Origin of the sequence: Pediococcus damnosus (assembly GCF_001437255.1) — a bacterium.
GTDB lineage: Bacteria > Bacillota > Bacilli > Lactobacillales > Lactobacillaceae > Pediococcus > Pediococcus damnosus.
This window is the reverse complement of record NZ_JQBD01000064.1, coordinates 1-11,950: the sequence shown is the minus strand read 5'-3', so window position 1 is coordinate 11,950 and position 11,950 is coordinate 1. Positions and strand designations below refer to the sequence as shown.

Below are 11,950 nucleotides of genomic sequence, written 5' to 3'. Positions count from 1 at the left end.
GTTAGCGCCCATGCCGGGCGCACCTAAAAAAGCGTTAATTATCTGATTTGATAATTACCACTTTTTAGTATTATGCAATTTATTTGGTTGTTTCAACATCAAATGATGAACTGGAGTTTCCGCATAAAAATTTTTCTCTACAATCTTTTTGATCATCTCTAAATCATGAATAGTCCCTAAATTCGTTAGCCAATAAGTATAGTCTGTATCATCATACGGCTCTTCATGATAATTCGTTAAAACCAAATCATAAGCATTCCCGGGCTGATAATAGGTCACGTTCACTCGAATATCCTTTTTAAAAATTTGCCGAACTTGATCAATTACCATCTGACTAATATAATAATCAAACGTTGTATCTACGCCAATATCAATATCTTTTATCTGCTGATAACGAAAATCACGAATCACAAATAATAGCCGCCGTTGAAAATAATTTTCATTTTGTTTAATAAATTGGCTAAACGGTGTAGATGGCTCTTTTTTAAAGATCTGCATCAGCTCCTTGACCACTAAACGAGCCTCCTGTGAAAAGAAATGCGTCATGTAATACTCACTATAAATCTCATCCATATGGGCAAGGTCCCCCGTAAAACAAAATGGACGAGCACAAATGTCAAAAACCAATTTCATTAATTCGAATGGCCATTGATGCCGACTAATTTTAAGAGTACTCGTAATCGTATGATTCATTTTCTCTACCAGGTCTGCTAATTGCGTTTTTTGTGAGTTATAAATATCATAGAAACGTCTAGCCACATTGGTCTTACTATTAAAGACCGACATGCTAATCAACATGACACAGAAGGCTTCAATTTCAAATTGTTCTTTGGTAGCCGACCGCATGTGAAAAGCCTGCTTGTAACATTTGCTGACCTGTTGATACAATTCGTTTTTCTGATAGAGTTCTCGAACTCGCTTTGGAATTTCACTATCCATAACTGATTGTGAGCCTAGTCGTTGTTGCGAAATGATTAACCAAGAATCAACTCTGTGGACTGCCTCTGAATGAAAATAAAAATGCAGTTCACTTTGGAGGCCATCCACAAATTTATCAATGGCAAAACTTTTTTTAGGCGGAAAATAATTGGTTAGTTGAAACAGTATGTAATAGAAAAAACGAACCTGCAACTCGCTTCCTTGCAAGTGACCGTTATGAATAGTTAACTCAAATTCTTTCAGCAATTTATTAAGTTGTTTAATCACCCGATACAATGATGCCTCACTCATATTCAAGTCATCTTGCAATTGATAACTATCCATACTACCGTGCTTATAGATGTACATTAAAATTTGAAATTTAGGCGCGTCTTTTAGATACAGTCGAAAAATCCAATCATCAAGAGCAAAGTTCTGAATCAATTTAAATTCTGCCGTATTGGCACCAATACAAAACGTTATCTTTTTTTCATCAATTAGCGGTTGAACGTCTACCTGAAGATCATCTAAATAACGTTTCAAGGTGGCTGGAGATAAATCTAATTTTTGAGCTAAAGTTTGTTTTGAAACTGAACCATCACTTAAATAAAGGATTTCCATTATTTTGAATAAACTTTGTTGCGTTTTTTCTAATAAATCCGCCTTATTCATTTCTCTCTCACCTCAACGGTTAATTACTAATTCCTACATACTCCTTATATACTGTAACATAAGGAATGGTATTGCTTACATCAGTAATTTATTTGTGATCATTTCGTCACATTTTAAATGCCACAAAAAAAGGCTGTGAACAAAACAAAATTTTGTTCACAGCCCTTAATTAATTTCTATTCAACCCGAGGTTCTGTTTTTTCGTCAATCTTGTGTCGCCCCTTGCTCATCGCATGTTTGGCATCTTCTGTCTTTCGTGAGGCAAAATCACCGGTCTTATCGGCGGCATTCATTGCCTTATCTTGAACAGTTTCGCTGTCTGCTTCGTATTCTTCACGGGTTTTTACATCAACCACGTTCACGTTAACTTCGATAACTTCGAGATGGGTCATTTCTTTCACTTCACGCGTAATGACACGTTTCATTTGTTCGAAGATATCTTCAATATCTGTGCCATACTCAGCAACGATATCCATGTCAACGGCAACTTGTTTCTTACCGACTTCCGTGTTAATGCCAGCACGGACATCATCATTATTAACCAATTTGTCTTTAACATTTGAGAAAAAGCCACCATCAACTGTTAATAAGCCATCAATTTCTTCTAAAGCAATGCCAATGATCTTTTGTACCACTTTATCTTCATAGGTTAATTCACCTTTGACAGAAGAATCAGTTTTGTGATCATTTGGCCGTGGTGGCGTTGGACGCCCTGAGTTCATTGAATTATTTGTATTAGAGAAGTTGTTTTTACCATTTGGTTGCATTACATTTTTGTCTGTCATAATTTGTTTCCTCCTAGTTTTTGTTGTTTAGGTATCTTTCCAATAATTTGGTTCTATCTACATACATTCCCACCGCAGCGCCCAAAATCACCAAAACTACCAGTAACAGGGTTTGAAAGAATCCGATTGTGACTAGCAAAATTGCCAGTATCAAACCAATGACGCCACCAATGATGGGAAGCTTGTATTTATCAATAAATGTTTGCATTTGCATCCTCCTACTCTACCCGGGGCTGTCCGGAAGATGTCGCATTGCCTCTTTTTTGATAGCGTTCCAGCTTCACCTTCACTTTGACATTATGATCGGAGCCCACCAGATTTCGCACACGCTCTTCTACTCTTGCTGACCATTCTTCCATGTGATCCACCAACGCTGAAGTTCGTTTGATATCACCACTAACGTTCACATGAATCTTTCGGTTAGTTGCCGTTGTGTTGACTTTAGGAGATCCGATAAAATCCTTTTCATTAAGCATTGAACGGACAACGCCGTCAATTGCCTTCTTATGAATCGTTAATTTTCCTCGGTCATCTTTCAGCCTAAACGTTGTCTTATTATGTGGTACAAATAGTACAACGATAATTGCAATCACCGAGGCAGCCGCAACTGCAATCCCTAACCAAAAGAGCGTCATATGCGCATAATAATTAGCGAAAAAGAATTCCCTAATTGCGTACAAGAATGCCGAACTGGTTCCCCATGGCCACGTTAGTGAAACAATCACTAAGCTAAGCAGCAGAAGCACTAGCGAACAAATAATGAGGAACGTTTTAGACCATTTGTTCATAACTTTGTCCTCCTCATAGATTAATGGCTTCTCCACCCGCGACTCCGTATATTTGTGCGGTCACATAACTTGCCTCACTTGAAGCTAAGAAATTATAAACCGGTGCTATCGCTACTGGATGGTCAGCACGCTGGCTCGCTAACCTATGATTTCCTCGATAACTGCTTTCACTACAATCAGAAACGGGAACCATTTTGTCCTGAAGTACGGGAGTGTCCTGATTTTGTTTATCAAAACCATCCTCATGATCCAGATAACGAGGATCCTTCAAATCTGGTGCCATTGGCTTCACTTCCTTCTCTGTTTGATAAATTAAGCATATCGAAAAGAAAAGCCCATTAACAGAAAAATGCTCATTTCTTTCTTATGTAAATTATAAGTATCACTTCATTAAAAATATAAAAAATTCGTCAAAAAAATCCTGAACTAGATAACCTAGTTCAGGACCTTTGATTACTTTATTAATTACTTTTCATATTTACCAGAAATTGTGTTTAGCTTTGAAACACTCCCAGTTTGTGAATTATATCGATAAATTCCGGTCAAACTACCAACTGTATTTGACGGATTATTTTGACGAACTTCAATTTGATAATAACCGTTTCCTAATTGATTTACCCCATATGACAGACCGCTTTGGCTTTTGATCCCCGCTGCGTTTTGGAATGAAGTAATTACTTGATCCGTTTTTGTATCCGTTAAATTACCAGCTGGCTGTGCAGACGAACTGCTTGTCGAGCTTTCGCTAGAACTTTGGCTAGAAGAGGAATTGCTGGCCATTGAATTAATCTGGTTAGTTAAAGCCTTACCCTGATCTTGCAAGGACTTAACACCACTAATACTTGATGATAAGTTATTAAGCAATGCCAAATCAGCTCTTGCCGTCTCGTAATAACCATTGGATAACGCATCGTAGGCATTTTGATAATACTTCTTAGCGTTCTGTAATTGGGTTGCCTGATTTCCTAAATCTTTTGCTTGTGAGTTTAGCGCTGCATTATTCGTCTGTCCAGATGTAACCTTGGCCAAACTAGAATTTGCTGAACTTGTATCCCCATCATTCAGTGCATCTTTAGCGTTCAAATAGTTTTGAACCTTTGATAACAGTTCGGCCACTTTTCCGTTATTTTCATCAAGTTTTTGAGCTGACTTTAATGTAGCTAAAGCATCCTCGCTTTGTTTATCTTCAATTTGTTTTTGCGCTTTTTTATATAAACTTGCCGCTTTTTGCTGATTAGACTTTTCGGACGTTGACGAAACAGAAGAACTTTTCGCACTTCCACTTTGTTTACTTGTTGTACCACATGCAGTTAACGAAATTAGCATCAATACCGCAATTAAACTAGTAAAACTTTTTTTAAGATTTAATTTCAAGGTCATAATTGTCTCCTCCTTATCACTATTATACCATGTTAGTTCAATGAATTATTAAACAATAAATCAAATAACCCACAGTTGTCACAATCAGAGCAACTAGATTAGCTCCTTTAAACATCACAATTAAAGCCAGATATTCCCGAAAAGCCGCAAATGGTAAATAATGCATTGAAGTTGGGGCACTGATTCCAGTCATTGTTGAATTCAATTGTTTGGCAATCAGTCCAGCTCGGAAAACGTGAAAACTACTGGTTACAAAGATAGCTCGATAAAATGGCTTCTTTTCAACCATCAAGACTTGTGAATTTCGCATATTTTCATAAGTTGATTTGGATTTATTTTCCTGAATGATTTGGGTACTTGAAATTCCCTTTTCTATTAAATAATTGCTCATTGCTTGGCTTTCAGGCTTAATTTCATCAGTTCCTTGCCCACCTGAAACAACAAATTGCGGATGAATACCACGTTTTCGCTGTTTTCGATACGTGCTTATTCCTTTGTCCAAGCGTTTCTTCAAAATTTTGGACACTGTCCCATCTGGTAATAGCCCTGCGCCAAGGATGACAATGAAATCTACTGAATAATGGACCGGCAGCTCATCTAATAGTGAGGCCACCGCATATGAAATAAAACCAATCATAAAGTAGGCCATCCAGACATAAAATAAACCCAATAGAATCCAGATGGCAGAATTATGGAAGACAAACAAATTAAGCAGCGTGAAAACGAGAATTCCCAAAATGATAAATCCAACTATTTCAGGCAACCGATATTCGAGATGCGCACCAGTCTCACGGACTAATCGGCGACTATAAATAATACAGGCCAACGCGAAAAGGATTAAGGCAATTGGCGTAATGATCGTAAACGTCAATTTGATCATCACCAATAAGGCTTGCATCCACGGTGCCTGGGTGACTTCAAGCCACTGCCACCCCGCGATAAAAAAGCAGACTGCACTGGCCGTAAAAAAATATCCGTTTAAAAAACGTCTTCGATCGGTTAACCACAGTGTCACAAAAACGGCCAAACAGATACTGCCCCAATAACTGAAATTCATCCCAAGCACCCCGCTTTCTTAACTCTATTTTAAGGATCTAACGGTCAAAAGAAAAGTTTAAACCTCGCCGGCTTTTGGGGTGATTATTGTCATACATCAAAAGAAATTTAAATTCAACCCTTTCATTTATTTAATTTCGAGATACAATATATAGTGTTGTCGGATTTCGAAATTAGAACATATAGTATATGGCCATATACATAGATACAAGAGGGGAAGAGAAGCAAATGTCTAATTACTTACACTTTTTAGGTCACCAATTAAAGGGATGGCCTCAACAAAATTACTATTTATTTTTCTTTAGTTTAGGTTGTCAAATTATGAACCTGGTTAGTTCACCAATCACTGCCTTAACAATCACAACATTTATCGGAACTACTTTAGGCGTTTTATGTATTTTAGCAATCAACGCCGCCAAATCTGTTAACGGTTGGTTAGGAATCTTATCTGCAATTTGTTTTATTGTGACTGGTTTGGCCGCAAAAAACTACCTAAGTATGGCTGAACAGCTGGCTTACGTTGTAACTCTTGATTTACCAGTTTTGTTAAGTGCTAACTGGAATGTAAACATGGTTTCTAAAATCCGTAAGTTTACTGGCAAAACTTGGTTTATCGCCATCGCCGCTACGATCGTTGTTTATTTCGTTTCTGGATCCCTAATTGGAACTTTCACCAACGATCCACGTCCTTGGGTTGATGCCATCAGCTTTTCAATCAGTTTAACCGCTGGTGTCATTTGCTTCTTACGTTTCAACAATCAGTACTTCTGGTGGGTTGCTTCCGGGCTTGCCCAAATGGTTCTTTGGTTCATCTCATTCCGCCAAGGATCAGCAACACTTGCTATGTTTGTAAACAGCTCAATCTATCTAATTAACGATGTTTTGGCATTTACGACATCTCCATGGTACAACAAAAAAGAACGTGCTCGTCTTATCAAAGAAGAATCAAGTTACAACGAAGACTCAACTTCTAATGTAACTCATGCTCACGCATAGTTATTCTAAAAAACGCCTTTTCAGTTAATTAGCTGAAAGGGCGTTTTTTTGTTAACATATATAATCTGAGAATATTTGTATAAACCGAAACATGCTAACCAAATTTTGATTGGTTATATCCTTACTGGACAGTAGATAACTTCACAAGTCAGGGACTGAGAAATAAGCAGAGCTACCAGCGGGATGCGATCCCGCCTCCGCCTTGCACTTGACTCCTTTTTTACCGCTAGGCTGCAGGACAACTTCACAAGTCAGATACTGATAAATAAGCAAAGCTACCAGCGGGATACGATCCCGCCTCCGCTCTGCCTTTGACTCTTTTCCACCACTAGGCTGCAGGACAACTTCACAAGTCAGATACTGATAAATAAGCAGAGCTACCAGCGGGATGCGATCCCGCCTCCGCTCTGCTTATTTATCAGTATCTTAGCGACTTGTTCCGTTCACTTTTATTCACTTTGTCTTTCTCATCCCAAAAAGTGCAGAAACGATTAATACAACCACCACTGCTCCGATTATAGAAGGAACCAATGCCATTCCTGCTAATTGTGGTCCCCACGTGCCCAGTAAGGATTGACCTAGCCATGCTCCGACCAGACCCCCGACAATATTGCCGATCCATCCCGCTGGTAAATCTCTACTCGTAAGTGCACCCGCAATTGCTCCGATAATTCCACCAATAATTAAAGCCCATAGCCATCCAAACATGCTGCTCACTCCTTTAATTTTTGTGTAAATCCCAACAACATCAACTAGTGATCACTTAGTTGCTACTATAAACACTTCACCATGTAATATGGGACTTGTTTACAAGATTAGCTTAGCAAAGTCCGACGGTTTTCTACAAGTTTAATGCTTATTATTATCATTTCTTATTACTTATGATAGATAAAAGTATCTAGACTATTTTTCAGAATACTTCTATTTAATATTACTAATTTACAACTTTAGCGAAAACTATTGATCGCTAAGTTAACCCAATTGCAGTGCAGGTAGCCCCCACAATCAGACTGTTTTACCGCCTAACATCAATGCTTCGCTATTTACCACATTGAATTTGCATATTTTAATTCCTTGGTCTTTCACTAAGTTTCGAAGTTATTTTTTGCATGCAAACTTAATTTAGCTTATGCTAAAAGTATAGAACGCTTTCATTATTAACTAATTTAGCCAATCATTTTAAATTTAGGAGATGTCAATATGAGTCATAAAATACCACAAATTAAATTTAACGACAGAACTGCTTTTCCACAAATCGGTTTTGGAACCTATAAATTAAACGGTGCCACAGGGGTAAGCGCCATTCGTAGTGCCCTAGATAATGGCTACCGCGCTTTAGATTCGGCTTACAATTATGAAAATCATGGTGCTTTAGGTGAAGCAATTCGCCAAAGTGATATTCCCCGTTCACAAATCATGATTACTTCCAAGTTACCTGGGCGTCATCATAAATATACTGAAGCTTTAGAAAATATCCAAGAATCTCTCTACCAAACTGGTCTAAAATATTTTGATCTTTACCTTATTCATTGGCCAAACCCCAAAGAAGATCATTATGTAGAAGCATGGAAAGCTTTAATTGACGCCCAAAAATGGGGATTAGTTCGTTCTATTGGAGTTTCTAACTTTTTACCAGAACACATTGATCGTTTGATTGATGAAACTGAAGTAGTTCCAGCTGTCAATCAAATTGAATTGCATCCCTATTTCTCACAGGCACCACAACGCAAATACGATGCTGATCATCATATTGTTACCGAGGCTTGGAGTCCTTTAGGCCGCGCAAGTGCCGTATTAGAAGATCCCGTTATTAAAAAAATTGCTGATGCCCATCATAAATCCGTCGGACAAGTCATTTTGCGTTGGGAAATTCAGCTGGGGGTTCTACCAATTCCCAAATCAAGTTCAACTGTCCGTCAACGGGAAAACTTACACATTTTCAATTTTGAATTAAACGAAGAAGAAATGACCGCAATTACTAATCTGGATTGCCCTGATGGCCGAAACAAGAACCAAGATCCTGCGGTATATGAAGAATTCTAAAATTCTTTCTAAAAATCAAAAAAGTTGGCAACTCAGCGATTTGAGTTTACCAACTTTTTATTTTGCTTTAACATACCATTACATTTACATCTTTTCCCAATCTTTACCCCAGATCACACCCACGATTTCTTCACCAGTGTGTGACATGATAACTGGTCCTAATTGGTTACTTTCAAATTGGGCAGCAGGAAACTCTTGCTGAATCGTTTCCTCCCATTTAGCACTTAAGTCATGATCAATCCCATAGATAATGGAAACTCGATACTCTTCAGCACCCCGATCTAAATCAGAATGCAAATTTTCCAAAACTTTTTGCAGTGCTCGTTTACGTGTGCGTTCCTTACTTTGAATGACAATTTGGCCTTTTTCGTTCATATCCAAAATGGGTTTAATGCGTAACAAATTTCCCATAATGGCAGAGCGATTGGTAATTCGACCGGAGCGCATTAAAAAGCTCAGATTATCGACCATAAAATCAACCTTAGTTGTCTCGCGAAGGTGCTCTAAAACTGGGACAATTTCTTTACCCGTTTTTCCCTCTTGACGCAACTTTGCAGCCAGTAACACCATGTTGGCCTCACCCTGACTGGTCATCCTTGAATCAAATGGGATCACATTAATTTCTGTAATGGTTTTAGCGTACTCGGTTAGATTTTCAATAAAACTTGTGATTCCGCTAGAGAGATGAATGCAAATCACTTCATCATAATTTTGAGCAATTAGTTTATCAAACACTTCTTGCATCTGCCCCAAAGTAATTTGGGTTGTTGATGGCATCACTCCTGAAGTTTGCAACTTTTCATGAAACAATTGGTCATCAATATCAATATTTTCCAAGAATGTTTCTTGACCAAAAATCACTGTAATTGGAACGACAATGATGTCATTTTCGCGAACTTGCTGATCACTAAGATAAGCTGAACTATCCGTTACAATTGCTGTTTTCATACATTTCTCCCTGCTGTTTAATTGCGCATATTAATTACTATTAAGTATAAAGCGTTATCCGAGAATAGCAACTGAAATCTGCTGGCGAGCCCGAAAAATTAGCTTTTTAGTCATATTTCAACTAAATTGAATATAGAGTTATTGTTAATCGGCTTTTTAAAAAATCGGTTCTTTATGTAAAGAATCACGAATACAAGCACCAACAACATCCACTATTTCAGGAAAATAAATTCAAATTGTGACATCGCTACCAATTGCGATATAATAGCATTAATCACCCCAGAGGAGCAATTATCAATGAAATACAAACCAGAAAAAGATTACCTAAGTATTGATATCGGCGCAACTTACACAAAGTACGCGCTAATCGATCACAGTGGCAATTTAAAAATAAAGTCTCAATTCACAACTCCACGTGATAACGTGAATAATTTCTTAAAAAAAATCTATGCAGTCATTAATGAAGTTCTTCCAAACATTAAGGGGGTTGCCTTTAGTGTCCCCGGAAAAATTGATCAAAAAGAACAAATCATCTATTACGGTGGCTCTCTTCCTATGTTACATGGCTTAAGCCTAAGCAAAATTATTAGTAGCCGTTACGAGTTACCCGTCAGTATGGAAAATAGTGGAAATTCGGCGGCCTTGGCGGAACTCTGGCTAGGAAACTTGAAAGATATTAAAAACGGAGCCGCGATTATCCTTGGTAATTCAGTAGAAGGCGGTATTGTGTTAAATGGTGAACTCTGGCATGGATCTAATATTCAAGGCGGCGAACTTGGCTTTATGCTTTCTCAAATTAACGGACCTGCAGAGGATCCTAATAATTTAATGTTCACCGCTGGATCCGCCGTTCAAATGATTGACGACATCGCCACGGCTCTCGATTTTAACGATCGCACAGATGGTATGCGCGTTTTTAAGGCCATTCAAAATGGTGATGAACAGGCACGTCACATTTTTGAACAATACTGTCGCCGAATTGCGTATATTATTTTAAACATTCAATCTATTTTGGATCTCAGCCGCTTTGTGATTGGTGGTGGCATCAGTAGTGAAAGTATCCTTGTTCCAGAAATTAAACACCAATTACAGTTGCTCTTTGATGAAAACTCACTATTACGAAAATCTTTATCCGCACCAGAAATTTTAACGGCTAGTTTCAAGAGTGACGCAACCCTTTATGGTGCTCTTTACAACCTACTATTACAACTGAACGATGAGGAATTGATCCAGGATCTTTCAAACGAAGATCCCGATAATAAGGATTCTTCTGATCCATCGAACGAGTAACATTTTAAAAATAAGAAGTAACTACAATGGGATGATGCTACATCCCATTTTTTAATGGCCGCATTTATGGTAAAGTTGACCTTAAATATAATTTATTGCCATAATTTCCCCACATTTCTACTGTCTAATAAATTGAAAACGAAAGGCTAACCTTATGACACATCCCACTTCACGGACGGCACTACAACAAGACTTTCACCAAAATTTTCAAAACTTCCATGTTTTCAAACGAGCCCTTTTTATAAACTATGCACTTATTCCTCGTGTAGTAGCTTGGCTTGGCCCTCTTCTGTACATTACTGGACTCGTTGTTCTTGCCCCGCTTGCGTTTGGTGCTGGGATTTCAATTGGGACACTGTTTAAACTTTTAGTACCTCAACTCAGTGTTTTGCTAACAATTCCTTTTACTTTTGAACCAACTTCAATTTTATATTGGTGTGTAACCATTTGGGAACTCGCCGTTATTTATGAACTCATTGAAAAACTCGTTCGGGAAACTAAAATTCGTACCTTATTCGCACAATTTCAGAAAAACAATCGGCTACTCCAAACAGGCTATGCCTATAAAATAAATAATCATCATTCGCTAATTATTACGCAACTATCCGCAACGGACAATCTAACCCACGCGATTGCCAAGCTTCCAAACTCAAAACAAAACCAATGGGAAAAAATAACCCACATTACGGAAGGCCATTATGGTTTTCGGCGAGCCACTAATTATGATATTTCCGCTATTCAAAAATTTCTTCAAATGAATTTTTCTCACCAGTTTGAATATCTAGCTGTGTTACCCTCACTCGAATCCTTGCCATTTTACTGGCCACTTCAAGAGTCTCCTTCAAAACAGGCTGTATTCTATTTTAAAGACGCCCACAATCAGCCAATTTACGTTCTCAAAAATTTTACCAAAAATGGTGCGCGGGTACACAAAACTTTCAAACAATTCTTAGGAACGTGTTTTAATATCTTCATTTACTAAATTTGGCCTAAAAAAGCGATCAATTCAGCATTTTCTGAATTGATCGCTTTTTGGATTTTATTCTGGTTCTACAATATCTGTTGTTGGTAATA

At 37.9% G+C, this 11,950-nt stretch carries 13 protein-coding genes; 4 read left to right on the top strand and 9 right to left on the bottom strand.

Annotated elements, in window-relative coordinates; genetic code table 11:
- Window positions 1-54: 54 nt before the first annotated feature.
- From IV84_RS07880 to IV84_RS07850, 7 genes are all read right to left on the bottom strand, one after another.
- A complete protein-coding gene (locus IV84_RS07880; protein WP_046871140.1) occupies window positions 55-1,590 on the bottom strand; it encodes an AcpB/EbpR/MafR family transcriptional regulator in 1,536 nt (511 codons plus the stop codon).
- Window positions 1,591-1,766: 176 nt separating this feature from the next.
- Window positions 1,767-2,312 carry an Asp23/Gls24 family envelope stress response protein gene (locus tag IV84_RS07875; protein ID WP_046871146.1) on the bottom strand — a complete coding sequence of 182 codons (546 nt, stop codon included), beginning with the start codon at window positions 2,310-2,312 and terminating at the stop codon, window positions 1,767-1,769.
- Between the two features lie 76 nt (window positions 2,313-2,388).
- Window positions 2,389-2,583 (bottom strand): DUF2273 domain-containing protein, encoded by a 195-nt coding sequence (locus IV84_RS07870; RefSeq protein WP_046871141.1) that lies wholly within the window; start codon window positions 2,581-2,583, stop codon window positions 2,389-2,391.
- Window positions 2,584-2,593: 10 nt separating this feature from the next.
- Window positions 2,594-3,163, bottom strand: coding sequence for an alkaline shock response membrane anchor protein AmaP (gene amaP / locus IV84_RS07865; RefSeq protein WP_046871142.1), 570 nt, complete (start codon window positions 3,161-3,163; stop codon window positions 2,594-2,596).
- Between the two features lie 13 nt (window positions 3,164-3,176).
- Entirely contained in the window at window positions 3,177-3,446 is a 270-nt protein-coding gene (locus IV84_RS07860; RefSeq protein ID WP_046871143.1) for a hypothetical protein, read from the bottom strand.
- A 182-nt stretch (window positions 3,447-3,628) separates the two neighbouring features.
- A complete protein-coding gene (locus IV84_RS07855; protein ID WP_052694475.1) occupies window positions 3,629-4,543 on the bottom strand; it encodes a hypothetical protein in 915 nt (304 codons plus the stop codon).
- A 37-nt stretch (window positions 4,544-4,580) separates the two neighbouring features.
- A complete protein-coding gene (locus tag IV84_RS07850) occupies window positions 4,581-5,600 on the bottom strand; it encodes a YdcF family protein (protein ID WP_046871144.1) in 1,020 nt (339 codons plus the stop codon).
- Between the two features lie 227 nt (window positions 5,601-5,827).
- Here IV84_RS07850 and pnuC point away from each other — a divergent pair, with 227 nt between their 5' ends.
- Window positions 5,828-6,595: a nicotinamide riboside transporter PnuC gene (gene pnuC, locus IV84_RS07845; protein ID WP_046871145.1), complete on the top strand. Its 768-nt coding sequence runs from the start codon at window positions 5,828-5,830 to the stop codon at window positions 6,593-6,595.
- 453 nt (window positions 6,596-7,048) lie between these two features.
- Here the strand turns inward: pnuC and IV84_RS07840 are convergent, their stop codons facing one another.
- Window positions 7,049-7,303: a GlsB/YeaQ/YmgE family stress response membrane protein gene (locus IV84_RS07840; RefSeq protein ID WP_046871585.1), complete on the bottom strand. Its 255-nt coding sequence runs from the start codon at window positions 7,301-7,303 to the stop codon at window positions 7,049-7,051.
- A gap of 492 nt (window positions 7,304-7,795) precedes the next feature.
- Here IV84_RS07840 and IV84_RS07835 point away from each other — a divergent pair, with 492 nt between their 5' ends.
- Window positions 7,796-8,638 (top strand): aldo/keto reductase, encoded by an 843-nt coding sequence (locus IV84_RS07835; RefSeq protein ID WP_056986368.1) that lies wholly within the window; start codon window positions 7,796-7,798, stop codon window positions 8,636-8,638.
- A gap of 84 nt (window positions 8,639-8,722) precedes the next feature.
- On the opposite strand, the gene IV84_RS07830 is transcribed toward IV84_RS07835, so the two are convergent.
- Window positions 8,723-9,586: a DegV family protein gene (locus tag IV84_RS07830; RefSeq protein ID WP_046871583.1), complete on the bottom strand. Its 864-nt coding sequence runs from the start codon at window positions 9,584-9,586 to the stop codon at window positions 8,723-8,725.
- A 297-nt stretch (window positions 9,587-9,883) separates the two neighbouring features.
- Here IV84_RS07830 and IV84_RS07825 point away from each other — a divergent pair, with 297 nt between their 5' ends.
- The gene (locus tag IV84_RS07825; protein ID WP_046871582.1) at window positions 9,884-10,876 is read left to right on the top strand and encodes an ROK family protein; all 993 of its coding nucleotides are present in this window, start codon (window positions 9,884-9,886) and stop codon (window positions 10,874-10,876) included.
- 154 nt (window positions 10,877-11,030) lie between these two features.
- Window positions 11,031-11,858, top strand: coding sequence for a hypothetical protein (locus tag IV84_RS07820; RefSeq protein WP_046871581.1), 828 nt, complete (start codon window positions 11,031-11,033; stop codon window positions 11,856-11,858).
- Window positions 11,859-11,950: the final 92 nt, after the last annotated feature.